26 protein-coding genes are annotated in these 26,959 nt (G+C 54.1%); 14 read left to right on the forward strand and 12 right to left on the reverse strand.

Annotated features, from left to right (window positions below):
* Positions 1 to 199 precede the first annotated feature (199 nt).
* The 7 genes from QNK41_RS01700 to QNK41_RS01730 all read left to right on the forward strand — a co-directional run bounded on the left by QNK41_RS01700 (position 200) and on the right by QNK41_RS01730 (position 6,049).
* Entirely contained in the window at positions 200 to 1,057 is an 858-nt protein-coding gene (locus tag QNK41_RS01700; protein WP_319253094.1) for a hypothetical protein, read from the forward strand.
* A 131-nt stretch (positions 1,058 to 1,188) separates the two neighbouring features.
* Entirely contained in the window at positions 1,189 to 1,665 is a 477-nt protein-coding gene (locus QNK41_RS01705) for an Lrp/AsnC family transcriptional regulator (protein ID WP_319253096.1), read from the forward strand.
* A 103-nt stretch (positions 1,666 to 1,768) separates the two neighbouring features.
* The gene (locus QNK41_RS01710; RefSeq protein WP_319253098.1) at positions 1,769 to 2,941 is read left to right on the forward strand and encodes a saccharopine dehydrogenase family protein; all 1,173 of its coding nucleotides are present in this window, start codon (positions 1,769 to 1,771) and stop codon (positions 2,939 to 2,941) included.
* Positions 2,942 to 3,005: 64 nt separating this feature from the next.
* Complete coding sequence (locus QNK41_RS01715; RefSeq protein WP_319253100.1) at positions 3,006 to 3,800, forward strand: ABC transporter substrate-binding protein; 795 nt, start codon at positions 3,006 to 3,008, stop codon at positions 3,798 to 3,800.
* Positions 3,801 to 3,947: 147 nt separating this feature from the next.
* Complete coding sequence (locus QNK41_RS01720) at positions 3,948 to 4,616, forward strand: amino acid ABC transporter permease (protein ID WP_319253102.1); 669 nt, start codon at positions 3,948 to 3,950, stop codon at positions 4,614 to 4,616.
* Between the two features lie 2 nt (positions 4,617 to 4,618).
* Positions 4,619 to 5,287, forward strand: coding sequence for an amino acid ABC transporter permease (locus tag QNK41_RS01725; protein WP_319253105.1), 669 nt, complete (start codon positions 4,619 to 4,621; stop codon positions 5,285 to 5,287).
* Between the two features lie 33 nt (positions 5,288 to 5,320).
* A complete protein-coding gene (locus tag QNK41_RS01730) occupies positions 5,321 to 6,049 on the forward strand; it encodes an amino acid ABC transporter ATP-binding protein (RefSeq protein ID WP_319253107.1) in 729 nt (242 codons plus the stop codon).
* A 126-nt stretch (positions 6,050 to 6,175) separates the two neighbouring features.
* Here the strand turns inward: QNK41_RS01730 and QNK41_RS01735 are convergent, their stop codons facing one another.
* The 11 genes from QNK41_RS01735 to QNK41_RS01785 all read right to left on the reverse strand — a co-directional run bounded on the left by QNK41_RS01735 (position 6,176) and on the right by QNK41_RS01785 (position 17,526).
* Positions 6,176 to 7,258, reverse strand: a complete 1,083-nt coding sequence (locus QNK41_RS01735) for an NAD/NADP octopine/nopaline dehydrogenase family protein (protein ID WP_319253109.1) — start codon at positions 7,256 to 7,258, stop codon at positions 6,176 to 6,178.
* A gap of 136 nt (positions 7,259 to 7,394) precedes the next feature.
* The gene (locus tag QNK41_RS01740; RefSeq protein ID WP_319253111.1) at positions 7,395 to 7,871 is read right to left on the reverse strand and encodes an Lrp/AsnC family transcriptional regulator; all 477 of its coding nucleotides are present in this window, start codon (positions 7,869 to 7,871) and stop codon (positions 7,395 to 7,397) included.
* Positions 7,872 to 8,428: 557 nt separating this feature from the next.
* Positions 8,429 to 10,027: a sulfatase-like hydrolase/transferase gene (locus QNK41_RS01745; protein WP_319253113.1), complete on the reverse strand. Its 1,599-nt coding sequence runs from the start codon at positions 10,025 to 10,027 to the stop codon at positions 8,429 to 8,431.
* Positions 10,024 to 10,998: a hypothetical protein gene (locus QNK41_RS01750; protein ID WP_319253115.1), complete on the reverse strand. Its 975-nt coding sequence runs from the start codon at positions 10,996 to 10,998 to the stop codon at positions 10,024 to 10,026. Before QNK41_RS01750 ends, QNK41_RS01745 begins: the two co-directional genes overlap by 4 nt.
* A complete protein-coding gene (locus tag QNK41_RS01755) occupies positions 10,988 to 12,124 on the reverse strand; it encodes a glycosyltransferase family 4 protein (RefSeq protein ID WP_319253117.1) in 1,137 nt (378 codons plus the stop codon). Before QNK41_RS01755 ends, QNK41_RS01750 begins: the two co-directional genes overlap by 11 nt.
* A complete protein-coding gene (locus QNK41_RS01760; protein ID WP_319253119.1) occupies positions 12,124 to 12,501 on the reverse strand; it encodes a 6-carboxytetrahydropterin synthase in 378 nt (125 codons plus the stop codon). The genes QNK41_RS01755 and QNK41_RS01760 overlap by 1 nt, the downstream gene beginning before the upstream one ends.
* A gap of 34 nt (positions 12,502 to 12,535) precedes the next feature.
* Positions 12,536 to 13,570, reverse strand: coding sequence for a zinc-binding alcohol dehydrogenase (locus QNK41_RS01765; RefSeq protein ID WP_319253120.1), 1,035 nt, complete (start codon positions 13,568 to 13,570; stop codon positions 12,536 to 12,538).
* On the reverse strand, positions 13,567 to 14,367 hold the full coding sequence (locus tag QNK41_RS01770; protein WP_319253122.1) for a RibD family protein: 801 nt from the start codon (positions 14,365 to 14,367) through the stop codon (positions 13,567 to 13,569). Before QNK41_RS01770 ends, QNK41_RS01765 begins: the two co-directional genes overlap by 4 nt.
* A 102-nt stretch (positions 14,368 to 14,469) precedes the next feature.
* The gene (locus QNK41_RS01775; protein WP_319253124.1) at positions 14,470 to 15,543 is read right to left on the reverse strand and encodes a lysylphosphatidylglycerol synthase transmembrane domain-containing protein; all 1,074 of its coding nucleotides are present in this window, start codon (positions 15,541 to 15,543) and stop codon (positions 14,470 to 14,472) included.
* Positions 15,525 to 16,703, reverse strand: a complete 1,179-nt coding sequence (locus QNK41_RS01780) for a CDP-alcohol phosphatidyltransferase family protein (protein ID WP_319253126.1) — start codon at positions 16,701 to 16,703, stop codon at positions 15,525 to 15,527. Before QNK41_RS01780 ends, QNK41_RS01775 begins: the two co-directional genes overlap by 19 nt.
* Before the next feature lie 409 nt (positions 16,704 to 17,112).
* On the reverse strand, positions 17,113 to 17,526 hold the full coding sequence (locus QNK41_RS01785) for a hypothetical protein (protein ID WP_319253128.1): 414 nt from the start codon (positions 17,524 to 17,526) through the stop codon (positions 17,113 to 17,115).
* A 696-nt stretch (positions 17,527 to 18,222) separates the two neighbouring features.
* Here QNK41_RS01785 and QNK41_RS01790 point away from each other — a divergent pair.
* From QNK41_RS01790 to QNK41_RS01805, 4 genes are all read left to right on the forward strand, one after another.
* Positions 18,223 to 19,302: a hypothetical protein gene (locus QNK41_RS01790; protein ID WP_319253130.1), complete on the forward strand. Its 1,080-nt coding sequence runs from the start codon at positions 18,223 to 18,225 to the stop codon at positions 19,300 to 19,302.
* Between the two features lie 2 nt (positions 19,303 to 19,304).
* A complete protein-coding gene (locus tag QNK41_RS01795) occupies positions 19,305 to 19,889 on the forward strand; it encodes a hypothetical protein (RefSeq protein ID WP_319253132.1) in 585 nt (194 codons plus the stop codon).
* Between the two features lie 555 nt (positions 19,890 to 20,444).
* Positions 20,445 to 21,857 carry a pyridoxal-phosphate dependent enzyme gene (locus QNK41_RS01800; RefSeq protein WP_319253134.1) on the forward strand — a complete coding sequence of 471 codons (1,413 nt, stop codon included), beginning with the start codon at positions 20,445 to 20,447 and terminating at the stop codon, positions 21,855 to 21,857.
* The gene (locus tag QNK41_RS01805) at positions 21,854 to 23,017 is read left to right on the forward strand and encodes a cystathionine gamma-synthase (protein ID WP_319253136.1); all 1,164 of its coding nucleotides are present in this window, start codon (positions 21,854 to 21,856) and stop codon (positions 23,015 to 23,017) included. Before QNK41_RS01800 ends, QNK41_RS01805 begins: the two co-directional genes overlap by 4 nt.
* 125 nt (positions 23,018 to 23,142) lie before the next feature.
* Here QNK41_RS01805 and QNK41_RS01810 read toward each other — a convergent pair whose 3' ends face one another.
* Positions 23,143 to 23,661: a hypothetical protein gene (locus QNK41_RS01810; RefSeq protein WP_319253138.1), complete on the reverse strand. Its 519-nt coding sequence runs from the start codon at positions 23,659 to 23,661 to the stop codon at positions 23,143 to 23,145.
* A 544-nt stretch (positions 23,662 to 24,205) separates the two neighbouring features.
* On the opposite strand from QNK41_RS01810, the gene QNK41_RS01815 reads away from it, so the two are divergent.
* The 3 genes from QNK41_RS01815 (at position 24,206) to QNK41_RS01825 (ending at position 26,605) form a co-directional block, all read left to right on the forward strand.
* Positions 24,206 to 25,750 (forward strand): SDR family oxidoreductase, encoded by a 1,545-nt coding sequence (locus QNK41_RS01815; protein WP_319253140.1) that lies wholly within the window; start codon positions 24,206 to 24,208, stop codon positions 25,748 to 25,750.
* A gap of 7 nt (positions 25,751 to 25,757) precedes the next feature.
* On the forward strand, positions 25,758 to 26,192 hold the full coding sequence (locus QNK41_RS01820) for a DUF3465 domain-containing protein (RefSeq protein ID WP_319253142.1): 435 nt from the start codon (positions 25,758 to 25,760) through the stop codon (positions 26,190 to 26,192).
* A gap of 65 nt (positions 26,193 to 26,257) precedes the next feature.
* On the forward strand, positions 26,258 to 26,605 hold the full coding sequence (locus tag QNK41_RS01825; RefSeq protein WP_319253144.1) for a DUF3024 domain-containing protein: 348 nt from the start codon (positions 26,258 to 26,260) through the stop codon (positions 26,603 to 26,605).
* Positions 26,606 to 26,959 lie beyond the last annotated feature (354 nt).

A 26,959-nucleotide genomic window follows, 5' to 3' on the forward strand; every position in this document is an offset into this window, starting at 1 on the left:
GTATATGGTTGATATTCCGAGGATAAAATTTTGAACATAACGCAGATATTGGGCAAGATAACCGTTTCTGGATGGGCACTAACTCTTTTCTGGGTCAACTCTACGGGTAAAACCTTCGCTGAATGCCGATGCATAGGGGCAATCGACACGATCGAAAAGCCGTCCTTGATGGGAAAAGGCATTGAAGCCTAAAGGATAGATGATGCGTTGTCTCCTCAATAAGCATCCACTGCCAGCAGGCGTGGCGATTTTCTCTCTGGTTTTCATCTGCGTTGCCATCGCTTCCGGCGGACAAGTGGCGGTCATCGAGCTCAAGAACCGCCCGGCAGACGAACTCATCCCTGTCATATCGCCCTTTCTCGGTCCGGGGGATACACTCAGCGGTCAGGACAGCTTGCTTTTTTTAAGCACCACCCCGGAGAACCTCGCTCGGATTCAATCGATCATCGCCCATCTGGATCAGGCCTTACAACAATTGGCCGTCACGGTGGTCCAGGGCGAAAATGCCATCGACCGGTTGAGTACGATCGATATTTCCGGCAGCGTCATTATTGGCGACAGCGTAACTACCGGTGTCGGTGAGAACAGGAGTCAGCCGCGCGATTCCATCGACATCGATGCCCAAAGCAGCCAGCCAACCAGTTACAGCAGCGATATTCAGCGGATTCTCGTTCAAAATGGCGCAACGGCCATCTTTTACGTGGGCCTGTCTGCACCGGTAGCCATGGAAAGTCTCACTCAAAAAGGCATGCGCTACAACCAGATCCAGGGATATCGGGAAATGCTCACCGGCGTCCATGTGACCCCGCACGTCACAGACAACCGGGTCACCCTGGAGATTGAAACTCGGCAAGACCAGCCAGCAGGCGACGGTCCCGCGGTCGTCCGCAGCCAACAGATTCAAACCCAGATCCAGGCAAGACTGGATGAATGGATCGACATCGGAAGTATTCTCGGCACATCGAACCGCAAGGAGGACAGTATGATCACGCGTAGCGCCAGCCAGCAATCCAGCCAACGCCATGTCTTCGTCAAGGTAGCGGGGGTCCATCCATAAGATAAGCCCATCCAGAAAATAGCCCTGCATACAACAGATCAATTAACAAATATCGTTGACATCTTTTTGCCATAACGATAGATTTATGGATCACATTTTTCTATTCTGATCGTTTGGCCGAAAGATTATCGGTGCCCAAACTCAATCTGGATAATCTGGACAAAAATCTTATCCGCCTGCTCAAGCAGGACGGTCGGGTGACCACGGCCCATATCGCCAATACGCTGGAAGTCACCACACCAACCGTTCGCTCGCGCATGAAGGCGCTGGTCAAGGCAGGCATTTTGCGTGTCGCCGGCCTGGTAAACTTATCAGCCGTATCGGACCTGACGACGGCGCTGATCGGCATCAACATCGAATCCCGGGGCCAGTTGAGCAGCCAACTGGAAAAACTGACGTCACTGAAACCCGTTCACTGGGCGACGGTGGTTACCGGACGCTTTGATGTGATCGCCGAGGTGATTGTCAGGGACGGGACGGAAGGCCTTTATCGATTTACCTCCGTCGATCTGCCCACCATCGGGCGGGTCACCCACTGCGAAACATTTGTGGTGATGCGGTCCAGCAAGAAATGGATGTTACCGCCCAGCGGATTGAAGGAGTGGTAACCGACTGCGCCGATCCTGTTCGCCCCGATGGTTTTAAAACCGAAAATGTCGTGAGAACGAGAAAAGTCATCATCTGAAACATCTATTTAGAAGTGAGCAATAATTGAGAGTACTGGTATTAGGTGGTTGCGGGATCCAAGGTAAAGCCGCCGTTGTGGACTTGGCCGGCAGCCCGGCCGTTGAACGTGTGATCTGTGCCGATGCCGACCTTGGAGGACTCGGGGATATATCGGATTTCATCGACATGACCAAGGTCCGCACCGCGACCCTGGACGCCGGCGATTCGGAATCCCTGGAACATCTTTTCCGGCAGGCCGATGTGGCCATAGACCTGCTACCCCGGCAATTTCTGAATACGGTTTGCAAAGCGGCCATTCGCACCGGGGTCAGCGTGGTCAACACCAACTACGCCTACCCCATCGCGCACCTGCACGAAAACGCCCAGAATGCGGGCATGGCCATCCTGCCCGAATGCGGACTGGATCCGGGAATCGACCTGGTCATCTGCGGCGAGGCCCGGCGCCGCTTTGACGCACTCAATCTGATCAATTCTTACTGCGGTGGATTCCCGGAGCCAACCGCCTGCGACAACCCCCTCAACTACAAAGTATCGTGGGTTTTCGAGGGGGTGCTGGCCTCCACCAAGAGAGACGGCAGGATTATCCGTGACGGCACGGCGATCGACATTCCCGCCGACCGCCAACACGATCAAGCCTATGTTCACGCATTGGATTTCCCGGGTCTTGGCGAGTTGGAGGCCATCCCCAACGGCAATGCGGTCTTTTTTACCGACGCCCTGGGTGTGACGGCAAGCATCCGTGAAACCGGGCGCTACGTCCTGCGCTGGCCCGGTTGGAGCGCATTCTGGCGGCCGCTGAAGCAACTGGGCTTTTTGAGCGAAGATCCCGTGGCTGGCCTTCCCGGCGCGGTATCCCCCTATCAGATGATGGACAAGCTCTTGGCACCCCAGCTCCAATATAAACGCAGCGAAAGGGACTTGGTGGCCATGCTCAACGTTTTCGAAGGCAGACAAAGCGACCGGCTGGTTCGCCTGACCTGCCGCCTGCTCATCGAACGGGATCTGGAAACGGGGCTCATGGCCATGGCCCAGGGGGTTGGCTATCCGGCCAGCATCGCCGCCCAGATGATCGCCAAAGGAGAAATCATTCAAAAAGGGGTATTATCGCCGATGAAGCATATTCCCTACCCGGCTTTTAGGGATTCGCTGCGCACGCGCGGGATCGTCATCGAAGAAGAAGAGATCACCTTACCGTAGATGCAGCCCTGGGCTGCTTGATTAAATCACCTAAGACACGATGTACAAAAAAGAGGAGGAGCTTATGAAGACAAGGATTTTAGCAGTACTGCTGGCACTGATGTTGATCACGGCCGGGACCGCAATGGCCAACACCCTGGCGGACATCGTCAAACGCGGTGAACTGCGCGTGGCCGTGCAGTCCGGCGCCGCCCCCTACGCCTTCGTGGACAAAAACGGCGATCACACCGGCTCCATGGTCGATTTTGCCAAGGACATGGCCGATCGCATGGGCGTCAAGCTCAAGATTCTGGATTTTGACTGGGACGGGTTGATTCCTGCGCTGCTTTCGGGCAAGGCGGACATGCTCGCCGCGGACATGACCCCCACCCTCAAGCGTAGCCTCAAAATTTCATTTTGTGACCCGTGGTACTGGGTACAACCCGCTGTATTCACTACAAGAGAAGCCACCTTCATGCGGCCTAAGGATGTCGACAAACCTGATGTGACCGTGGGTGTACTGCTGGGCTCCACCGGAGAAACCATCGCCAAGAAATACCTACCCAACGCCAAGATCAAGACCTACAAAGGCGGCGGCCGAATGATCGTTCAAGCCCTGCTGGCCGGCCACGTGGATGCCGGCGTGAATGATGACCTGGCGGTGCTGACCGTGCTGCCGGATTTTCCGCCCAAATCAGTACGTGTATTGGATCGGCGTCTGGGTGAAGGTAAAGATCCCCTGGCTTTTGCCGTGCGCCATGACTCGGTCAACCTGTGGCAGTGGGTCAACCAGTACTTCAAGTTTGCCCGCAGTGATGGCAGCTATGACAAAAATATCAAATACTGGATGGAATCAACGGACTGGAAAAAGGATCATTGATTGAATAATCACGATCCGCTTTCAGGGTATTGAAGGGTTGCTGCCCAGATCGTCGGTGGCGCTCGTTGGGTAAGTATAATTCCTGAACCAACCAAGGGAAGAAGGGGTATCCCTTCTTCCCTTGGGCACGCTCCAAAAGGATGAATCATGCTCGAAGGGTTTAATTTCAGGATCATCTGGGAGTATATGCCGCTTTTTATGGAGGGGTTGCGCAACACCTTCCTGATATCCATCGTCTCGCTCTTCTTGGCCCTGATGGCCGGCATTATCGCCTGCGCCGGCCGGCTGTCGCCGTGGAAACCCGTTCGCGGCCTGGCCATCGCTTACATCGAATCCATCCGCTCCACCCCCCTGCTGGTTCAGATCTATTTCTTGTATTTCGGCCTGCCCACCCTGGGCCTGCGGGTACCGGAGCTTCAGACGGGCATCATTGCTCTGATGCTCAACAGCGGTGCCTACATCGCCGAAATTGTGCGGGCGGGGATGACCTCGGTGCCCAACGGCCAGATCGAAGCGGGCATCTCGTCGGGACTGAACTACTTGCAGCGCATGCGCTTCATCATCCTGCCCCAAGCTCTTGGGGTAACGGTGCCGCCGCTGCTGGGGCAGGCCATCGTTTTGGTGAAGGATTCCTCCCTGCTCTCCCTGATTTCGGTCTTGGAGCTGACCCGCATCGGGCAGACGCTCACCTCCGAGCGCTTCATGCCCTCGGAGGCCTTTTTCACCGTAGCCTTCTTCTACCTGTGTATCTACTTCGTCCTGAAATCCCTGGCCGACTGGTCACAGAAAAAGCTCATCTTCAGGGAGGCCTACTAACCATGATGCTCTTTTACTTCCAGCGGTTGATCGAAATTTATCCCTTTTTCCTGAAAGGGCTGTGGATGACCGTTGCCGTGGCGGGCATCAGCTTGGTGTTGGCGACTATTCTCGGTTTGCTGCTGGGCCTGGTGCGCGCCTCGGAAAACAAGTTTCTCGTGGCCATCGTCGGTGTCTACGTGGCCGTCATCCGGGGAACGCCCTTCGTGGTTCAGATTTTCATTGTCTTCTTCATCCTGCCGGAGTGGGGCATCCAGTTGGACGCATTCCCGGCAGCAGTAATCGCCTTGACCATCCTGGGGACAGCCTTCATCTGTGAAATCGTGGCCGGCGGCATCAAGGCCGTCCCTAAAGGGCAGTGGGAAGCGGCCTCGTCGTCGGGGCTCAACCTGTATCAGCAGCTTCGCTATGTCGTCATTCCCCAGAGCCTGCAGACCATCCTGCCGCCCCTGGTGGGCCAATATGTGCTGCTGATCAAAGATTCATCGGTGGTGTCGGTCATCGGTGTGGTGGAATTGACCCGGGTGGGATGGGTGACCGTGAATCGGATTCCGGAAGGGTTGATGGTCTTCTCACTGGTGGGCCTGCTCTATTTTTCCATCTCCTATCCGCTGATCCGGCTCTCCAACCGGCTAGAAAAGAAAATGGCCACTCAACAGGTTATGCTTTAACAGTTAGTATCACAGTCAATCGGAAAGAAACACATGATCAAATTCAACGGTGTCAACAAATGGTTCGGCAAACTGCATGTCCTCAAGGACATTGATCTGCATGTAACTTCCGGAGAAGTGGTGGTCGTGTGCGGCCCCAGCGGATCGGGCAAGTCCACCCTCATCCGCTGCATCAACCGTTTGGAGAAATTCCAGAAAGGGGAACTGTTCGTGGACGGCACGCCGCTGCATGACCACTCCACCAACTTGACCAAGCTGCGCGCGGAAATCGGATTCGTCTTTCAGCAGTTTCACCTCTACCCTCACATGACGGCCCTGCAGAATGTCGCCCTGGCGCCGATCAATGTGAGAAAAATGAAGCGCGCCGATGCCGAAGCGTTGGCACATGAAAAACTGGATCGTGTAGGATTAGCGGACAAGGCCGACGCGCACCCGACTCAGCTTTCCGGCGGCCAGCAGCAGCGGGTGGCGATCGCCCGGGGGCTGGCCATGTCGCCCAAGATTATGCTCTTCGACGAACCCACCAGCGCCCTGGATCCCGAGATGATCGGCGAAGTGCTGGATGTGATGGTCAAACTGGCCAGCGAAGGCATGACCATGTGTGTGGTCACCCACGAAATGGGTTTTGCCCGGCAGGTGGCCCACCGGGTCATTTTCATGGACGAGGGCTCTCTGGTGGAAACCGGAAACCCCCACGACTTTTTCGCCAATCCCCAGACGGACCGCGCAGCTCAGTTCATCAGTAAAATTCTCACGCACTAACGGAATCAGGCAGGCGGTTTTTTTGTCGGCTGGCAGGAAATGTTTTCTATTGATCGTTTCGAAACGCCCTCAACGTCAGGGTCAGTTTACGGGCCTGATCGATGAGCGCCTCCATAATTGAATTTTTTACGCCAACAGTTTCTCCAATTCTTCTGCAGAATATTTTGAGAGTCCTAAAGTTTCCATCGTGCGCCTGGCTTCACCCACATAATCTCGTTCCATCAACAGCGAAACCAGTGTGATCACAGCAGAAATCACCGGCGTCTCTACCCCGACCTGTTCCCCCAGTTTCTGAAGGAACACCAGACCGTATCCCACATCCTCATTGAAATACCGGTAATCCAGACTGGGCTGGGCTTTGACCCCCGCGAATCCCGGTGCGGTGTTAAATCCGTTGTCATACGTGGCTTCTGTCATATAGCCTTGGATGACGCCTAATTCCGGATCGGGAATGACCTCCACGCCCAATTTATTCCCGATGGCGATCCGTTCTCTATCAACCCCTTCGACCAGCCTGCCGACCGCAGGCGTGACGCCCTGGTGATAAAAGTCGAAATCACCCTTTGTGCGCTCGATCAGCGCGACATTCATGAGCGTAATCGCAGGATGGATGACCGGGTTACCGTTCTGTAAGCTGGTCTGGAGTACGTTCTTTGCCGCGCTCATCGTCGGATAGACATCGCGTACCTGCTCCAGCACATAACCGGTTTTCTTTGCCGGAACCGCCGCCAGCAGCAACCCGCCTTTGAGCTTGTTGAAAATCCGGACTTTGCCCGGTTCAAGCAGTCTCACGGCGTAAGGCAGCGTTGAGGTTTCAGCAACGACAATGCCATCATCCCGAAGATCCAGACCGGCGCCGTTTTTGAACTCGATGGCGCCCCCGCAGGAACTCGGGCACACGATCACGATCTGCCCTTTTTTGAGGTGCGGCTTGCAGGCCTTGGCAAAGGGTCTGGTGCTGTACGCCGGGCCGACGGCGTAAATAATATCGGCCCCATCCAAGGTTTTTTCGATCTCGTGCCCGGCATAAACCAGCGGCTGAAATCCTTCAAGCATTCCCTCGCAGTGGATGCCTCCGTTTTTCTGGACAGCCTTAATACTGTCCGGAAATTGTTGAAAATCAAACAGACTGACCTGATGGCCGTGGGCCGCACAGTCGAATGCAACGGCACAGCCCCCGTTTCCGGATCCCAATACAGCAATGTTCATGTTGTTAGTCTCCTGATTTCTTTGAGTGAGTGATTAGAAATTGCTTTTAATAACCCTTTTCGCGGATCTCTAATATGCTCAATTTTCGGCGACATGCTCGGATATTAAAACTTTAATTTACCTCACGATTTCTCACTTATATATTTCCCACACCTTCAGGAAGACGTAACCAGTTTTGCCGGGATTTCATAATGATAAAGGATTCACTTCTGACGACATTGCCAAGTTTTAGGATTGTTTCAGTGGTAAATTGATACAATTCGTCCTGCCCGCCAACACAGACAACCTCGGCAATGATATCGTAGCGTCCAGCGACCACACCTGCCCATGCGACATTTGGAAGCTTGGATATTTTGTCCAAGGTTTTATCCAGATGTCCTTTTGACTGGATGCTCATGGCGACCAAAGCAGTTATCATGTCTTGGTGTCGGCTGGGATCAACAAAACCTGACACTTTGAATAAACCTTTCTCTTCTAAAATTTTTATCCTGCTTCGAATGGTCGGCGCGGTAACATTAAGCTTTTTTGCCATTTCACCAATCGGCATGCGCCCATCCTCTGTTAGCAGACGAATGATTTCGTTATCCACAGCGTCAAGAATTGTTTTATCCAAAAAACACCTCCATCTAAATCTTATTTTCACAGAAATTAAAAACTCTTATAATTTTGTCTTCACAAAAATATCAAGTAAATAGTTTTCTTCTTAAGAAAAAAATCGCAAAAATATTTTTTTTGGTCCTTTCGCACGGTTTCCATAGTGCGGAATCAATATTGTTGCACACAAAATTGAAAAAGGAAGAGCGCTGGGAAAAACAGATCCGCTTGGTTTAGGGTTTGTCGCCTTCGGTGAGGCGGTTTAGGAATTTGAGGATGTGCTCCGAGGCGACTTGATCGATGGGGCCATCATCGAATTACCTCCTGATAAATCGCTCAATGATGGCCCAGTAGGATTGTACCGAATTGAATTTATAGCACGACTTTTTCGCCAACCCCCAGACGGACCACACCGCTCAGTTCATCAGCAAGATTTGACCAATTAGAAGAGCCGGGAAGAACCATTTGCGCCTATAACCGTGAAGGATTTTGCAGCCAGGGAGATGAAGGGGATCTGACCTCTGTCGGAGGTCGACCCGCCAGTTCTGGCCATCCCGGGTAGCGTGCCTTGCCCGGTTACCTGAAATCTTCCAGCAATTCTGGTAAAAATGTATCCATCCCGGCATGGGGGGGCGATTGGGCCGGAATCAGGCCCGGCGTGTAGCCGCGTTTACGGAACGGTTCCAGTAGTCGCGGGTTACGGCTGATGACATGGACCGGCACCGACCAGGACTCTCCAGCGCCGGTGAGCTGCACGTTGGGTTGGTGGTCGCCCATGATGATGATCATGGTATCGGCGGTGACATATTTTGTGAGGTAGTCTCCTAGGATGGCAAATTCGTAGTCCAGCGAGCGAAGATAGGCATCTCCGGCATTCTTGAGATCAGGCCAGTAAATCGGAAAATAGATCGGCTCCAGATCGTTATAGAGGCTGCCGTCGCCGATGGCAGCCCAATCGGTAATAAATGGCGGCTGGATGTTGAAAGCGGCGTGGCTGCTGATCAAGGCATAGCGGACGAAGCGCGGCTGCTCGCGTTGATCGAATTCCTGACGTCGGACCCAGTCGAGGACGAATTGGTCCGGCATGGGTGCCCAACCAAACGTCCGGCCGCGATAATTGAAATGCCTGGCGTAATAGGCCTGTTGGTAGCCAAAATAGGCCCCTTCCGGATACGCAAACCGGGTACCGGGCATCACTGAGACGGTACGATAGCCTTCCTTGTGAAAAATAGCCGCCATGGGTGGCAGAGAGGATCGCAGCAGCAAGGTGTATTCGAGATCATTACCGACCCGCAGTCCGGACTCCAGAGTGCTATGAGCCAGCCACGATGAACCGCCGAACGTTGGCGACAACAAGTAGGTAGAAACCGCGCCAAAGCCCTGCTGATCAAGGACCTTGGCAAAGCGGTCCATTGTCGCTGCCATCGCCTGGCGGTACTGGGGCCGGCTGAAGACAATGCGGCCGTAGGACTCGACCATGAACAACAGGACATCCGCACCGCCCAGACCCTTGAGGGAGAAAGGATGTGCTTCTCTGTCTCGGGCCACTTGCTCCAGTCGGACGACAAAGGCCTGTTGTTGTTCCAACTGCTTTTGAACGAAGCGGATCTCCTGCCCGAGGCGGACCAAGGCCGGCGGTTCGACTGGCTTCGATCCCGAGATCAGGGCTGCGCCAAGGATGAGGCCCGACCCACCTAAAAAAACCAGACGCAGACGGTCGACCGCCAGCGCACTAGCCGCCATCTGCCAGGCATACCAACTCGAAGCCGTCGCCCCCAGTGCCACCGTCACCGCGATCACCGACAGCAACAGAAAATCCCCGGACCGGGAAGAGGTCCTGAGTAGGTCGTAGAGTCCGAATAGGTAACTCGAATCGATATAGAGGTTGAAAGGCCGGTTGAGGTACATGGGCACGGCGGTATCGCCGATGCGCAGCAGGCGCAGGAAAAGAAAGAGCGCCCATACCGTCAAACGGGTCCAGAACAGTGGCCGTTTGCCACAACCAGCGGCAAACGCCATGGGAATGAGCAACAGCCAGACATCGATGGACGGCAGCAGGAGCCGCCAGGAAAAAAGCGAGTTGGCCGGATAAATGACATTGAGCAGGACGCTGAGGAAAAGGAAGGCCAAACCGAAAACCAGCAGCGGCGGCCACGTGCGCTTTTCGCTGATCATGGCAGGGGCCGATAACGACGGGCCAGGAGATCGAGATGGCGGGCCAGGAAAGTCAATTCACCCGCCTCGACCTGCCGGTGCCGTACGCCGGCCCAGGCGCTCAGGCCGGAAAGTGTTGGACCGTTTTTATCGACAAGCTCCCGTTTCACCGTGGCAATGAGGGCATTCAGAAAAAACGCTTCATCGATCGTGTAGTGTCCGTCTCGCGGATGAATGAGCCAGTCCGAGCTACCGGCGGCCAGGAGCGTCACGCCGGGCCGTTGCAGGAAGGTCAGCAGTCTCCGCCCGGTGGTGCTCGCTCCGGAGACTCTCGCCTCCATGGAGGCATGATAGCGCCTGAGGATCTCTTTTTCTTCCTCCCCTGGGTATTCAGGCAGAAAAAGGGTGTCACCATCAAAGTTGCAGGTGAGGTAGGCCAGACCGTTATCTTCGAGCCGCATCAGTAGTTTCGGCAGCAAGACGGGAAAATCTACCAGATCAAGCAGGGCATGGGCGATCAGGAGATGAAACCGACCCAGCGTATCGGATCCGTCGGCAACCGTTTGGGCACTGGCAACGACAACAACCAGCGACACGTCGGCGCTGGCGGTGAACAGTCGGCCGCGCCGATAGTCCTGCCAGGACAAATCATGGCCCCGTTGCGCCGCCCATTTAGAGAGGTATTGCCGACCTTCCCGGAGATGGTCTTCGGCACAGTCGGTGATCACATAAGTAGCAGGGCCTGTCAGCAAGCCCCAGTCAACGACCCGAGCCAGCATGGTGCCAATGCCGGCACCAATCTCGATAATGTTCACAGGCGCGCGACCGGTTGCCTGCGGCAGGGCCTGACACAAGGTCTCCCAGACATGCCGGTTGAGGGCTCGATCATCGATAGCCTTCTTAGCGGCAAGATAGCCGGAAGAAAAGTTTTTTCCGTTTACCCTCAAAGTGGGGGAATGTATGGTGTTGTCTGGAAAATTGTCATACTGCATCAAAATTTGCTCCTCGTGCCGGACCGGCGACGTTGCCCCGGCGCTGCCAGCCCATCATCTCCCGGAGAAAGCCATCGATGCTTGCCACGCTTTCCTGCCAGGTCGGATGCCCGACATAGGTCGCGCAGGCGGCAAGGGACATTCGCCGCAGCGCCTCGCGATCAAGATGCAGGTCGGCAAGGAGCGGCGCCAATCCCCGAAGATCGCGAGGGTCCAGGAGAAAACCGTTCGCCCCATGGCTGATGGTCTCGCCCGCCGCGCCATCCCGGCTGCAGATAGCCGGCAGACCGAAGGCCATCGCCTCCAGGACGGCGATGCCGAACCCCTCATAGGCGTATGGCATACAAATGAGATGACTGGTGCGCAACACCTTGATCAGATCGTCATCCTGGCAGAAGCCATGGAAGCGGACTGAATCGGACAGGCCGAGTTGCCTGACCAGCCGCCCGGCCTCGGCCACATGGACGGGGTCGACGTCGAGGCTTCCCACCACCGATAAGCGCCATATACCACAGTCCACCTGGGCCAAGGCGCTGAGCAGAGGCAGCAAGCCTTTTCTCGGGATAACCATGCCCAAAAAGAGCAGTTCCAGCGGTCCCGGGCCTAAGGCCCGTTGGCCGATGGTCTCGGCGGAGAGAGGATTGCCGAACCGGTTCCCTGCCGGATAGGCGACAATCTCCGGGCGGTCGCCACCTACCAGGGCCCTTACTGTCCGCCGGGTGGTCTCCGAGTTGTGGATAAAACCGTCCACCGAGGACAGATAGCGCCGTTCGGCGACGGCCAGCATCGCATTCTGCCAACGCCGGCGCGGTTCGCGGCAGAGCAAATGGTGAATCATGGCCACTACAATTGGCCCGGCCTGCCGACGAAGCCGTCGGTTGACCATAAAGAGTGAGGGATGACAGAGTTCGTCCTGCACCAAAACGTCGAAGCCGCCGGCCAGCAGACAACGGCAACGTCCGGGCAACAGGCCGTGACCGACCCGCCTCAGATAAGAGCCGCCGGGAAGGCTGATCAACTCCACCTCATGGCCCAGTTGAATCAAACCCCGGGCCACCATCCGGTCATACAGATAGCCACCGGTTTCGGTGTCCAGGCTGCCATAGATGATCAAACCGATGCGCATTAGAGCAGGGTTCGGTAGGAGGTCCAGGCAATGTCATCCTCCCAGAGGGTGACGGCCAAGGCCGCCAGGGGTAGGTGAGCGAGCCGTTCCTGGAAAGCCGCATGGATGATGGCGGCCAACCGTTCAATACTCGGGTTGAGACCGCTGAAGGCGGCAAGCGCATTCAAGGTCTTGTCCTGAAATTCGGCGGTAATCTCATCCAGGTGACGCTCCACATCGACAATATCAACGAGAAAACCATGGCGGTCGAGAGTCATTGCCTCCAGAATCAATTCCATCCGGTAGCGGTGGGAATGCTCGATGTTCTCATCGCCCCACTCCCCACCTATCAGAAAATGCCGGGCAATGAATTCGCGTCGTACGCCAAGACTGTACATGATGGTTTGCTCCTTGGTGACTAATGATGCTTTTTCATATCTCTCCATCAGATCCGTGATCGAAAATCACTTGAATCGTCTCTCCCGGGCTTCGGTCGATCATTGCATAGGCCGACGCCGCATCGGCCAGGGCGAACCGGTGGGTGATGCAGCCGGCAGGCCGCACCTGACGCAGCATCTCCCAGGCCCAATTCAGGCGCCGGGCAGGTGCCCACATGCCTGTCAGTCCAGGGGCAATGCGACTCACCTGGGAACTGATCAGGGAGATACGGCCGCGATGAAAGAAAGAGCCCAGGTCCAGATGAACTTTTTTAGCGCCAAACCATGAACCAACCACGACTCGGCCGCTATAGCGCGCAAGCGCAATAGCGCTATCCAGCCCGGCCGGATTGCCCGAGAGTTCGTATACCAGATCCGCCTGGCCGCCGTTACCCGGGGTGGCACCCAGGCGGGTAAAGAGTGCCGGGTCCGAAGGATCAAGGCATTCGCCGGCGCCAAAACGGAGCGAGGCCTCACGTCGCAGCGGATGGTGTTCAAGGGTCGTCAGCGCGGCCAACGGAAAACGGGAGAGCAACGAGGTGGTGAGGAGACCGACAATACCCTGGCCGACGATGATGATCTTCTCTCCGATCAGGGGACGACCATCCAGCAGGAAGTTCACCGCAGTCTCCATGGTGGGCAGAAAAAGGGCACTCTCATCGTCCAGATCATCGGGAATGGGGTGAAGGGAGGCAGGCCTGGCACAAAAGTGGTCCTGGTGCGGGTGGAAGGCGAATACTCGGCGGCCAAGCCAGTCATCGGCTACCGCCCCGCCCTGTTCGATCACCCGACCGACCGCACTATAGCCATAGGCCAGGGGATAGGAAAAAGGTCCGGCCAAGGCTTCAACCGTGGCATCCACGGCGACTCCCGGTGGCCACTGGCCTCGGTAGACCAGCATCTCCGTTCCCGGGCTGATAGCCGAACAGCGAGTCCGGACCAGGACCTGATCGGCAGCTGGTCGAGTAACCGGTCCGATCTTCACGACGACCCGTCCCGGCTCCACAAACTCTAATCGATGCTGCCTCACAGATCCTGCCATTGCGGTTGGGCCCAAAGAATGATATCCGGGCCGCAGGATTGGTAAGTCACTGAACTTAGATGCAAAAAAGAACCGTTGTCCGCCGCGGGCCGATCCAGCACCGGTAAGCCTCCCACCAAGCGGGGGGCGATGGTGATGATCATCTGATCAACCAGACGCGCCTTAATGAAGCTCGTGATCACCTGGCCGCCACCCTCCACCATGACGCTCCTGATCCCTCTCTCGGCCAGGAGATGCAAAAGGTTGGGCAGATCAACCCTGTCCTGGCGGTCGCGGTGGCAGCGGATGATCTCAGCCCCCCGGCCCTCGATCGCGCCGACGCGATCAGGATCTTTATTGCCGGTACAAGCCAGCCAACATCGGTGGTCGGTGCGGTCAAGGAGTCGGGCATGCAAGGGAATGCGCAGATTGCTGTCAAGAACGATAGGCTGGGGGCTTGCCCCTTCCGCGAGACGAACCGTGAGCTGGGGGTCATCGACCAGCAAGGTGTTGATTCCGATAACAATGGCGTCGCAGGTGGCGCGGATGCGGTGGGTTATGACCATGGATTGCCGGCCGCTCAACAGGAGCTGTTCATGGTTCCGGGTGGCAATGCTGCCATCCACGCTCTGGGCGTAGGAAACAGTGACCAGCGGTCGATGATGACGATCCAGGAATTCCTCGGCTTGGAGCGGCCATTGGGCGAACCATTGTTCCGGATGGCAACCGGGGGTGCCGCCTCCGATGGTTGCCGGGGTGTTCAGTCCACAGCGGAGCGAGGTGTCGTGCGGTGGTCGCTTATTCATGCATATCCCTTGATGGCGGCGTACAAATTCGGACCGGCAGGATTGCAACACACGTGTTACTCCACCTTTATGTGAGTCTTTAAGCGATCATTTAGCCTGCTGTCACCCTGACCTGTGATTGATGATATCGGCCTTTCCCCGACAAGTCAAATAATTCAACGTCAGAAGCAAGCCGGCCAGGCTGAATAGCACGTCGCGAAACCGGATGATCAGGCAGAGGCTGAGGCCAAGGGCACTCCCCTGGTCAAGGGTTGCCGTCAACCAGGGCAGCGCCGATTCCAAAACACCGATACCCGCCGGTAAAGGTGTCAGAAAGGCAAGGCGGGCGACGACCACTATCGCGGTCAAGTGCCCAAACGACAAAGGAAAGCCAAGCAAGAAGGCCATTAGCCAAAATTCTGCGAAGACCCCGAGCCAGTGACCCAAGGAGAGCAAGTTGGCCAAAAAGAATTGGCGGCGATGCTGCTGAAAAAGGGCTTCCGCCATGGCCTCGCCTTGGTTGACGACTTCCAGCCATGGCCTGATTCTGCCAAACCTTCCGCCCAGTGAAACGAGTCGTGCAAGCGGTCTCCCGCCGGTAAAGAGAGCTGCCAGGAGGGCGGCAAAAACCGCCATTATGGCAATGACTATGCCGACCTCGTGGCTCCCGGCAAAGGGGCCGCCCCCGGCCAAGGCAATCGCGATGAGGCAGAGGGTGAGGACAACCAGGCTGGCTATAAGCTCAAGTAGACGGTCCAGGGCCACCACTGTCGTCGCAGCGGCCAGAGGGATCTCGTGCCGGTTGTGCAGCAGGTAAACCAAAAGCGGTTCGCCGCCGAAATGCGGGCCAGGGGTGAGATAGCTGACGGCGTTGGCCGCACAGCGATAGGCACAGACAGATAGCAACCCGACCGGACGGTCCAGGGTCCTCAGAAGCAGCCACAATCGAGTGGTCATCACGGGCAGCATAAGTAGGTTGATCACCAGAATGCTCAGGATGGCACAAGGGCCGAGCCCGACCAGCATTCCCCATGCCTCGGCCCATGCCACCCCCCTCAGGGCGTGCCAGGCCAGTGCCAGACCGAAGATCAACAACAGCCAGCGCCAACTTTTCCGTATCCCGCGCCTGACGGCTGACGATTGGCTTGAATCCGCATTCGGTGATTGGCGGGGAATGGTCATTGGGTCTCGCTGCAAGCCGTCACCTTCTTGCCATTTCGCCGATAGAGGAGCCTTTCTTCCGGGGCCCAGAGCGACAAGGCGCCGGTGCCGGTCAGCATCAGGGTGGCGGAGGAACCGAAAAGGATCATGGCGGACATTGACATCCCGAATGGTGACAGGTTGCTGCCGAGCAACAACGTTAGAAAAAGTGCGGCACTGCGCCCCATAAGAGCAATTCCGATAAACAGGCAGCCAATACCTAAAGCCAGATGCCAGGGCGGATGGACTGGGTAAACACCACCTCCAACCAGTGTGGCGGCACCACAAACGAGTATAGTTAAGCGCAACACCAAAGGCATACGCCTCATCCACAAGACACCGACCCGGCGTTCCATGGCTGTTTGCTGGTTGCCATCGGTGGCCACCCGACATGAGACCACCAGCCAGTCTCGCAAAAAACCCACCAGCAGCGGCATCATAAAAATATAAGCGGCAACGACGGTGAATGTCGGATGAAGGATGGGTAGGAGTGCCATTCCCACCAATCCCATCTGGAAACCGGCGATGATTCGCGCATAGGGCCGCGGTTGTAAAGCGACCAGCGGCTGACGCCGGTTCTGCCGCAGCCAGATCCCGAAGATGAATGGGTAGTAGGCCAGCCCGACCAGGAGATAGACGGCCGGTAAGCGACCGAGGTTGACAGCCAATAACGACGCCACCAAAAGACCAGCGGCGTCGGTTGTGACGTCCAACCGTTTACCGAGTTCAGTCTCCCGCTTCTGCCGCCTGGCCACCAACCCGTCCAGCAGGTCGGCTAAAGCGATCCCGAGATAGACGAGTCCCGGAGCCCAGCTAAGGCCATTTGGCAATCCGTGTCCCGGCAGCAGTGTCATCGGCAAAAGTCCGGCAAGCGAAACAATCGCACCGGCACGCAACAGGGAAATCCAGTTGGCGGCTCCAAGGGTGGTGTACAGCCGGCCCTCTTCACCGAGGCGATGGTTACCCTCCAGATGACGAGACAATTGATGCTGCACATGAACGGCCACTGCCAATCCGGGCAGCAGGGTCAGAACCATGATCGATTGGCGCCTCAGCAGGGGCAAATTGAGAACAATGGCCAACAGCCAGGGTGAAAACAACATCACCGCCGCCAGCCAGGACTGATTCCGCAACCGTGAAGGAATGATGGGTCGCATCTTAATCTGCCGTATAGAGCAGGCTTGATAGATTCAGTTCCTCAGAAGTAACTTGCACTGGAATATATTGAACCCACCACCTCAATATTTAGAATTATAATAGCACTGTATTTTTCAATATCGCTTAAAGCGAGCTTTACTGTTTCGATTTTCTCAAGGGCCTCCATTTATATCAAAAAAAATATTATTCCGGCAACAAGGCAATAAAGCGGTTTTTTTGAGACGTCGGCTGCTTCTCGACGATGCCAGGGCAGAAAAGTATCCAATCATGCCGTCGATTAATTGAGCTTACGATATCTCGATTAACGGCTGCAACCGTTTATCGGCGGCAGCTTTCTGGATAATAAGTGTGCGGCAGCATTGAGGCCACCGCGAAAAAGACCTTTTATTAAAAACAAAGCTGATCCACCTATGGATTTGCTTTGATGGGTGTGCACACACCAAACACAACATAGGCCACGCCATTGCCTGATGCGGAAAGAACGACGCTTCCGTCCTTTTTGGATATTGTCAGGCTCCAGGCCAAACCATCCTCTACGCCCTCGACCCCTTCATCGATGCCTTGGATAATTGTCTTGTTCTCAACAAACACAACGCTATCAAATGAAATCGTCCTTCTCACCAGGCTGTCATTTGAGGGGCGAAGGACCTTGGCGTTGAAATCAATCAGGAATTTTCTCGGAAGACCGACGGTGTCAGGATCAACATCGTCGGCAATTCTGTATCGATTGATTTCAATAACTTTACCGACGGTTCCAGACAATGGCGTTGAGCCATCGAAATCACCGGCAAAGGCGGCAGTGGCCAATCCAATCAGTCCCATTGCGACCACCATGGCCGTGGGATAGTCAACTATTTGATTCCTCAAGAATAACTCGTTTTTAGATCAATCTGATGAATAGGTTGGATTCTATGACAACTTTTTTAAACCTGCTGTCCTCCCAACCATCTCCTTTAGTCGTTTCGTGGACTGCCGGACCAGGATATCCAATCCATTTAATAATGCAAGGGCTGCGGCCTGAAAAAGAAGAGCACCCATTTGAAAAGTGAACCGCGACAGCGAGCACATTCCCCGTCGCTTGTTGGCGCGAAGCAAAGATCCCGCTCATCGGGGCCGCGGGGAGGGTTCAATCCTCCCGCAGAACCCTCGGCGATCACGTGAAAGTCCCGATTGACTACGGACATGGTCCATGGTACGGCATTTCTATCTACACAAATAGTTAGTGCCCATCCATAAATGACCGATTTGCCCGATATCAGCGTTATTCGAAAAATTTTATCCTCGGAATATCAAACATATGCCTCCGGTAAAATTTTTCGAAAGCCTTGATCTCGACCCAAACTGCCTATTTCTGGACGGACACTAGTTATACTCAAAACATCGCAAAAGTCGGAATGGAACCGATGAAGTGAGCTGCCCTTCAGGCAGTTTCTATAAACGCCGCGCAATCATCGATCGCAGGCTGGATAGCGTTAGAACCAATAATAACCAAAAACCACCTACCGACAGGACACTGCAATGACTGACCCAACCGATATCCTCAATGTCTCCATGGCCAACACTAAAAAGGAACTGCTTGAGGCCTATGAAGCGGCCAAAAAGCGCTTCGATAGTCTAAACAAGAATCTGTTGGATGCTGAGAAGTCCCGAAAACGGTTGGAAAATAAAGTGGCCGAGGCAACGGCCGATTCCGAGGCGGCGCAGGATCCCGTAACGCGCCTTCACGAACTGCGTGGGGCAATCAGCCGCGAATTAACCGACCTGGCAGAACGGTTCGAAACCGAAATCGAGACCTATCGCAAAATCAAGTCCGCCATCGAAACCAAGCAAGGTGAGCTGGATACCATCTACGAAGTGGAGACGGCCGCTTCCGACCTGGCAGCCCTGATCGATTCCCAACGGGTGAAAAAAGAGCAGTTCGGGCAGGACATGGAGGCCCAGAAGGCAGCGTTTGAAGCAGAAATGCAGGAAAGGCGCACCCAGTGGCAGCGAGAAAAGGCCGACCACGACCGGCAGGTCAAGGAGCAGGCGGACGCGCTCGGCAAACAGCGCCAGCGGGAAAAGGAAGAGCACGAGTATGCCTCTGCCCGGGAACATGCGCAGCGAAAAAACGCCTTGGAAGACGAACTCCAGGCCCTTGAAAAGGAGCTCGCCGTCAAGCGCAGTGATTTCGAAAACGACATCCGGCAGCGAACGGACGCGCTCGATACCCGTGAAGAAGCCATTGCCGGCCGTGAAAGAGAGATGGCGGCCCTGCAAACAGAGGTGGAGAGTTTTCCCAAACGCAATGAAGCCAGCATCCAGACGGCGGTGACCCAGACCACGGACCGGCTCACAAGGGATTTTAAAGGCGACAATGCCCTCATGGAAGCCCGCTTCGAAGGTGAAAGGAACGTCCTTTTGGGAAAAATCGAGGCACTCGAAAAGGTGGTGTCGTCACAGGCAGCCCAAATCGGAGATCTTTCCAAAAAGAGTGAACTGGCCTACGAAAAGGTTCAGGATATCGCCAACCGCGCCGTCACCGCTTCCCGAAGGGAGTCCTATTCAGCCCCCGTTCACCATTCCGCCGCATCGGGTCGTGATGACAGCCAGGCCTGAGAATGCGCAATCTGTTAATAAAGATGGCGGTCAGGACTCGTTTTGCGCTGACGAGCCGAAATAAAGTGTCCCTGCAGATTCGAAGATCGCTCGACGCCTACCTGGCACTCTCACAGCAGATAAAGCGTGAGCATGGCGCGGTGCGTGTCGAGGTTCCGCGCATGCCGGGTGTCGATGAAGAGATGCGCAACTGGTCTTTCTTCATGATCCTTGAACACAACGCCATCGTGAATCGAGGTATCACGTCCATCATTCAGAGTTTGGTTCGAGGTGAGGAACCGGAAGGTGCCGGTGCCATTGACATGAAAAGGGACGTGCGGCCTTCCCGCAATCCCGGAGAAGCGCAGATTCAGATATTCCGCGCTTCGGTGGAAGATCATTTGCAGATGATTCCAAGCCTTGGCAGACTTCGGAGAGGTTTGCGGACACCTCATCCGATCTTCGGCCGATTCGATGCCCACAACTGGAACTGTATGTTCGGGCTGCATCTGTATATCCACTATAAACAAGCCGAATATGTGATTCGAAAAATCTCCGCCGAAAAAGGTGGAGGTGCCGAATCGGCGCAGACGCGCACCGCCGGGTAGCGTGCTTTATCGTTGGGGTATGGTTCGCTGATCAGAAAAATAATAGCCCTGACAAGCCTGGCAGATTGACGAAATACTGAGTTCCTGTTTCGAATGAGGCATCCTGAATGACCTGGCGGGCTTAGCACAACGCTTACACATATGGCTTTGCTTGGCCGCATATCCTCTTAAAAGAACCTCTTTAATTATCAACGCCCCGATTGATTCCTGAATTCTATCCATGGTTCATACTCCTCAAAAAAACGGTTACACACAACCCCGAATGCATTCCACCATGGGCCGACGATCCGGGATCAACCGCGAAAAATGAAGGACCCTGCCAGTCTTAATCGTATTCCATCCGTTCAAGCATGCCATCGAGGCGGCATTGGCCGTCATGTACCCCGGCCGTGCTGCCCAACCTGATGCCCTCCCAACCCGTAGTTTCCAATGGGTCTCTTTACGGGCTTGGTTTCATGTGTCATGTTAATGAAACGACTCCAATGCCCTGGTGCATGTGATCGCCTTAGACAAATCGAAGGTAATGATCTCATCAGACGGACGAAAGGCAGGGACATGAAGATTTACACCAATGTGCTCGAGATGGTCGGCCAGACGCCCATGCTGGAAGTGAACAACATCGACACGGGTCCGTGCCGCCTTTTTCTGAAACTAGAGCTGATGAACCCCGGCGGCTCCATCAAGGATCGCATCGGCATTTCCATGATCGCGGCAGCTGAAAATCGTGGCGACATCAAACCGGGGGACACCATTGTCGAAGCCACTGCGGGGAATACCGGTCTTGGATTGGCTCTGGCGGCGGCGCAAAAGAGATACAATCTCATTCTGGTGCTGCCCGATAAGATGAGCCAGGAAAAAATTTTCAATCTGCGAGCCATGGGCGCAGAGGTGATACTGACCCGTTCGGACGTAGACAAAGGCCATCCTGAGTACTACCAGGATATGGCCGAACATATTGCCAGGCAACGGGGTGCTTTTTTCATCAATCAGTTCGGCAACCCTGATAACCCGAAGGCGCATGAGGAGACAACTGCCCCTGAAATCTGGGAACAGATGGACCATGATCTCGACGCCGTGGTCCTGGGAGTGGGCAGTTCAGGCACCATTACCGGTTTAAGTACATTTTTCCGGCGCGTAGCTCCGCATGTGACCATTGTTCTGGCCGACCCCGTAGGATCCGTACTTGCCGGCTACGTGAACACGGGCAAATTGCAAAGCCCCGAAGCTTCCTGGCTGGTGGAGGGCATTGGTGAAGACTTTCTTCCTCCGATCTGCGATCTGTCTTTCACAAACAAAGCATTCAGTATCACCGACGCCGAATCTTTCGCCGCCGCAAGACAGCTTTTGAAAGTGGAAGGACTGTTGGTCGGATCTTCAACCGGCACCTGCCTGGCCGCGGCCTTACGATACTGTCGCGAACAGCCGACTCCACAGCGCGTAGTGACTTTTGCATGTGACACCGGAAATAAATATTTGTCAAAACTCTTCAACGACTTCTGGATGGAAGATGAGGGATTTTTTTCACGAAAACCCACCGACGACTTGCGTGATTTGATCGGCCGTCGCCATGAATTGCACGCCACCCTGTGCGTGGGTTCCGAGGACATTCTGACTACCGCCCATAATCGCCTGCGCAACGCCGGATTTTCTCAGCTACCGGTTATGGACGGTGACCGGTTGGTGGGCGTGTTGACCGAGGAAGATATCATCCAATACGTCTATGGTGCGCCTGATCGCATGACTGCGCTTGTCAAAGACGCCATGCAGACCTCGGTGCATTGCGTGGATAAGGCTATGCCGATCGACCGGTTGGTCTCCCGGCTTAAGGCGGTGCCCTATACGGCAGTAATGGATGGCAGACGATTCCTGGGATTGATAACCCGGAGCGATGTACTCAATTATCTTCGCAAGCAACTGCGCGAGAATACCACCGTCAACTATGAAAATTCAATGGAAGGACCAGCATGAGCAATCCAGATCGACTGTTAAATTTCGCCACCCGTGCCATTCATGCGGGGCAAACACCGGACCCCAGCACCGGCGCCATCATGACACCCATCTATGCTACATCCACTTACGTTCAGCAAAGTCCTGGCGTACATCAGGGTTTTGAATACTCGCGAAGCCAGAATCCGACCCGCCAAGCCTACGAGCGATGCCTGGCCGACCTGGAATCCGGCAGCCGTGGTTTCGCCTTCGCCTCGGGCATGGCTGCCATTGCCACCGTTTTGGAACTCATCGACTCAGGAAGCCACGTACTGGCGATGAACGATCTCTATGGCGGCAGCTTCCGACTGTTCGATCAAGTTCGCCAACGCTCTGCCGGGCTGACTTTTTCCTTCGCCGACCTGTCCAATCCGGCTGCAATTGCGCCTCTGATCCGGCCGGAAACGCGCATGATCTGGGTGGAGTCGCCCACCAACCCGATGCTTACCCTGGTGGATTTGGCGGCAGTGGCCCGCGTGGCCAAGGCCAACAATCTGCTCTTTGTGGTGGACAACACCTTTGCCTCGCCCTATCTGCAGCGACCGCTGGAGTACGGTGCCGATATCGTGGTGCATTCAGCCACCAAATACCTCAATGGTCATTCAGATGTTGTCGGCGGCGCAGTCGTGGTCGACGACAATGAACTGGCCGAGCGGCTAGGGTACCTTCAAAACGCCGTGGGGGCCATCGCAGGACCTTTTGACAGCTTTTTGGCGTTGCGCGGCCTAAAAACCCTTGCCTTGCGGATGCAGCGGCATTGCGAAAATGCTCATAAGATTGCCCAGTGGCTGGAAACGCACCGCAGCGTGGACCACGTGCTCTACCCGGGGCTAACCAGCCACCCCCAACACGAATTGGCTGTTCGGCAGATGCCGGGTTTCGGCGGAATGATTACCTTCTTCATCAAGGGCGGCCTGGAGGCGGCGCGGCAATTCCTGGAACGCTGCCGGCTCTTTGCCTTGGCCGAAAGTTTAGGCGGTGTGGAGAGTTTGATCGAACACCCTGGAATAATGACCCACGCCTCGGTGCCGCCTGAAACGCGGGCCGCACTTGGTATTAGCGATGCGTTGATCCGACTCTCGGTGGGAGTGGAGGATGCAGCCGATTTGATCAACGATCTGAGCCACGCATTTCAAGACTGAAAGAGAACACGGTGGGGCAATTGGTTATAGCTTGCAACCACAGGTAATTGGCTTTTATTAAAAATACGAGCGCATATTATGAAATCAGTTTTTAAATGAATGGTTAAGGCAGTTTTTTTCTTTGACTATCTGTTTTTTCTTTCCATCAGTTCATACTTGAGTTTCTTGATATTACTGTCGAGCCCTGCGAGAGCCTCCTTTCTGCTTATTGGGAGAAACCTGTCTTTCAGCTTTTCCTGAGCTTCTTTCAATAGCGCCATCCCACCCTCAAGGTCATGGTTTTTGAATTGTTCTCTTGCTTTTTCTACTAACGGGATCATTTCCCCTACTTTTTCCTGCTTAATCATCTTAATAATGTTTTCCGCTTCCTCAAAAGCCGTCAAAATCACCTTGTGCGTGTATTCTAATTCATCCTGCATTTGTCCTAAAGCATCCAGTGCATCCGCCGTCTTATTGCTGGGATACGTCTTCTTTTTCCTGGCAAACCGCAGCGCGGCGTTGATGGCTTTGCGGGCATTTCGGGTTTTTTTTCGGACAAAGCGGCTTTTTTCAAAATAACTGAAGATGTCGCGAACCAGGAATTCATGGACGGTAATCAAGCCATATGGCAGGCCGTTTCTTTTATAACGGAAAAATGAAATCATAGACAATCTCAACCATTCGGTTCGGAAATTCGATCAATATAATTGTTGGAAACCATCAAATCAGAACGAATCATCCAGCGTTCGGCTATACCGTGAAAGCGCTGGCCGGTCAGTTCCTCTTCCCTAATCTCATCCATCGTCCAGCAAGCCGACATTCATTTTGTTGGGAACAGCAATAAAAATGCCAACGTTTCCCAAAATATAACACTACTATACCCTCTCTGCGTTGCCTGTTCACAGGAATGACCGCTTTGACAGCGTCGCGCAGGATAATTGAAGCTTCCCCGCCGAGAGCGGCGGAGAATACGCTCGTTATCGCGGCTCATCCCTGGGCAAAGACTGATTGTTGTCGGCTATCGATCAGCCTTCCACAAAAAGTTGTAAAAAACACAATGGAATCAGTAACTATTTTCAATCATTGAAAAAAGTTTTGAAATAAAGTAGAGTCCACGGATCAAGATACTATTGAGAAAGGTCCAATAGAGGGCAGGCAACCAAGCTGTACACAGCAAAAAAATAGGATACTAACTTCAAGGATCTAAACGTGGATATCGACAATAACCAGCGCTATGCAACCAAAGAAATTGATCATTGTATTCGTATACTCACGCATATGGTAAATAACGATGAAGCGTTTGTAACACTGCCAAGAGAAAAACAAATAGAACTAGTAAAAATCGCAGGCCAACTGTCCAGACCGGATTACCACCAGTTAAAACAACGCAATAAAGCCGTTCGTAAAATCAAAAGAGAAAAAACGGCTTCTGCGGAACGAAAGGCAAGGGCGGCAACCGGGATTCGCATAGCTAGGCAGGAGGCTGTATTTTCGGCGCCTTTACAACTCTCGGGTCACATCGATTCGAAAAAAGAAAAGTTGGTATTGCAATCGCCTCGAAATTGTTACGTCTGTAAAGCGGAGTTTACCCAACTGCATTTCTTTTATGACAGCATGTGTCCCAGCTGCGCAAAACTGAATTATCAGAAACGTTTCCAGACAGCGGATCTGAAGGGACAGGTCGCCCTGATAACCGGATCACGATTGAAAATTGGCTATCAGGCAACATTGATGATGCTAAATGCCGGTGCCACGGTTATTGCAACCACCCGCTTTCCTGTCGATGCAGCGTTAAGGTATTCCAAGGAAAAAGATTTTGACGAATGGGGGGACCGGTTACACATTTATGGACTGGATTTGCGACATACCCCCAGCGTGGAGCTTTTTTGCACCCATCTTGAACACACCTATGAACGACTAAACATTTTAATCAACAATGCCGCCCAGACCGTGCGCCGTCCGCCAGGGTTTTATGCCCACTTGATGGACAATGAGACCAAGGCGCTGCATGAGCTTCCCGAAAATGCCCAACGGCTGATGATGAGCCATCAACGATGTGCTGACCAGTTAACCGCTCTGGCTGTCCCCGATCTGGAATCGGAACCGGCCCCGCCTGTCTCCTGGCATGAGAATCTGCCGGGAATCGGATTGAGAGCGTCTGCACAACTATCTCAAATACCCTACGCTTATGATCACACCTTGCCTGCGGATACGGTTTTCCCCAAGGGAGAATTGGACGTGGACCTGCAGCAGGTTGATTTAAGGACCACCAACAGCTGGCGGCTTAAACTCGGCGAAATCCAGACCGCTGAAATGCTTGAAATACAGCTGATCAACGCGGTCGCACCCTTTGTGTTATGCAACAAGCTGGTACCGTTAATGAAAAAGGACAACACGGGCCAAAAACATATCGTGAATGTCTCGGCGATGGAAGGCAAGTTCATGCGTTTTAAAAAAGGAGAGCGTCACCCCCACACCAATATGGCCAAAGCGGCACTCAATATGTTGACCCATACGTCGGCCAGCGAGCTTGCCAAGCATGGTATTTTTATGAACGCCGTGGATACTGGCTGGGTAACCGATGAGGATCCGGCCCTACTATCCAGACGCAAACAGGATCTGCATGATTTTCAGCCGCCGCTGGATATCGTTGATGGTGCCGCGCGGGTATGTGATCCATTTTTTAATGGTATCAATACCGGTAAACACTGGTGTGGTAAATTTTTAAAGGACTATTTCCCGATTGACTGGTAAACCAAAAATGAAGAAATACATTTTCCTGGCGGTTATCGCGTTATTAGCTTACGGAACCCTTCACGAGCGGGGTGTTTCATTACCCGGACGGTCGTCATCGACACCAAACGTTGACCGCGTTCTGCAAAACGCCTATGAAAACAGGCAAAGCGCTCTTCAAGTGCAAGGAGATGGCGTGGTAATCAAGATATTGCCTGATGATAACAAGGGGTCGAGACATCAACGTTTCTTACTAAGGCTCAGCGGCGACCAGACATTGCTGATCGCGCATAACATTGATCTGGCCCCCCGGATCAACGGCCTGAGCGGAGGGGATAAAGTCGCGTTTTATGGTGTATATGAGTGGAATGAAAAAGGTGGCGTTCTCCACTGGACGCACCACGATCCCAGTGGAAGGCATATTGATGGCTGGCTGAGGCATGAGGGCAAAACGTACCAATAGCAATGTAAGCCGGTTGATTGTGCCAGTATGCGTGCGGTTTTAATCACGACACATGGATAAGAACGATGGCAATCAGTGAATTCGAAATTAAAAGAATCGAAAAGATAGTCGGGCGATTTGTTGAAAGCAGGCGTCCGGCCGGCGACATCAGAAGTCAATTGGACATTTCTTTCCGAGTGACCGGCCAGAGCTTTGAGATTTTTGAAATACGGCCGCAATGGAATGACCCGACGAAAAAGATCGAGGGTTCAATCGCCAAAGCGACTTTCGTAAAAAGCCGGAAAACCTGGAAATTGTATTGGATGCGAGCGGATGGGAAATGGCACGCTTATCAGCCCTTCCCTTCATCAGCCTCGCTGGAAAAGATCCTGGAGGTCATCGAACAGGATCCGCATGGTTGCTTTTGGGGATAATCGCCGCTGAGTATTGGACTTCGGTTGCCAGCAGGCTCGTGCCGGCAGGACCTCGCCCCAGGCACCGGGGGTGCCTCATCCGTCAAAAGATGAAGGTCGCTTGGCTATATTGCATCACAAGGTCTACTTGACCTGACATCCACAGATTATGGTATCTGTATTATGACCTAACTGGTTCTTATCTCAATACATCACCACTTAGATCCAAATAAAAATATGGTATTGAAAACACCACCTCTATAGCAACAATTCGTTCTACATCTTAATGAAATGATATCCTAAATTCTGATAAAAGGAGGACATGATGGCAATTACGGTTTTTATCCAACGCAAATTTAGCGACAAGGAAAAAGC

The organism is Desulfosarcina sp. (genome assembly GCF_033791525.1).
Lineage (GTDB): Bacteria > Desulfobacterota > Desulfobacteria > Desulfobacterales > Desulfosarcinaceae > Desulfosarcina.

Coding starts and splice junctions, on each gene's coding strand:
- QNK41_RS01725 (WP_319253105.1), top strand. CDS start 4,619: ATGATGCTCTTTTACTTCCAGCGGTTGATCGAAATTTATCCCTTTTTC.
- QNK41_RS01715 (WP_319253100.1), top strand. CDS start 3,006: ATGAAGACAAGGATTTTAGCAGTACTGCTGGCACTGATGTTGATCACG.
- QNK41_RS01820 (WP_319253142.1), top strand. CDS start 25,758: ATGAAGAAATACATTTTCCTGGCGGTTATCGCGTTATTAGCTTACGGA.
- QNK41_RS01795 (WP_319253132.1), top strand. CDS start 19,305: ATGCGCAATCTGTTAATAAAGATGGCGGTCAGGACTCGTTTTGCGCTG.
- QNK41_RS01780 (WP_319253126.1), bottom strand. CDS start 16,703: ATGCGACCCATCATTCCTTCACGGTTGCGGAATCAGTCCTGGCTGGCG.
- QNK41_RS01755 (WP_319253117.1), bottom strand. CDS start 12,124: ATGCGCATCGGTTTGATCATCTATGGCAGCCTGGACACCGAAACCGGT.
- QNK41_RS01730 (WP_319253107.1), top strand. CDS start 5,321: ATGATCAAATTCAACGGTGTCAACAAATGGTTCGGCAAACTGCATGTC.
- QNK41_RS01770 (WP_319253122.1), bottom strand. CDS start 14,367: ATGAATAAGCGACCACCGCACGACACCTCGCTCCGCTGTGGACTGAAC.
- QNK41_RS01810 (WP_319253138.1), bottom strand. CDS start 23,661: ATGATTTCATTTTTCCGTTATAAAAGAAACGGCCTGCCATATGGCTTG.
- QNK41_RS01805 (WP_319253136.1), top strand. CDS start 21,854: ATGAGCAATCCAGATCGACTGTTAAATTTCGCCACCCGTGCCATTCAT.
- QNK41_RS01760 (WP_319253119.1), bottom strand. CDS start 12,501: ATGTACAGTCTTGGCGTACGACGCGAATTCATTGCCCGGCATTTTCTG.
- QNK41_RS01825 (WP_319253144.1), top strand. CDS start 26,258: ATGGCAATCAGTGAATTCGAAATTAAAAGAATCGAAAAGATAGTCGGG.
- QNK41_RS01800 (WP_319253134.1), top strand. CDS start 20,445: ATGAAGATTTACACCAATGTGCTCGAGATGGTCGGCCAGACGCCCATG.
- QNK41_RS01735 (WP_319253109.1), bottom strand. CDS start 7,258: ATGAACATTGCTGTATTGGGATCCGGAAACGGGGGCTGTGCCGTTGCA.
- QNK41_RS01745 (WP_319253113.1), bottom strand. CDS start 10,027: ATGATCAGCGAAAAGCGCACGTGGCCGCCGCTGCTGGTTTTCGGTTTG.
- QNK41_RS01750 (WP_319253115.1), bottom strand. CDS start 10,998: ATGCAGTATGACAATTTTCCAGACAACACCATACATTCCCCCACTTTG.
- QNK41_RS01720 (WP_319253102.1), top strand. CDS start 3,948: ATGCTCGAAGGGTTTAATTTCAGGATCATCTGGGAGTATATGCCGCTT.
- QNK41_RS01700 (WP_319253094.1), top strand. CDS start 200: ATGATGCGTTGTCTCCTCAATAAGCATCCACTGCCAGCAGGCGTGGCG.
- QNK41_RS01790 (WP_319253130.1), top strand. CDS start 18,223: ATGACTGACCCAACCGATATCCTCAATGTCTCCATGGCCAACACTAAA.
- QNK41_RS01785 (WP_319253128.1), bottom strand. CDS start 17,526: ATGGGACTGATTGGATTGGCCACTGCCGCCTTTGCCGGTGATTTCGAT.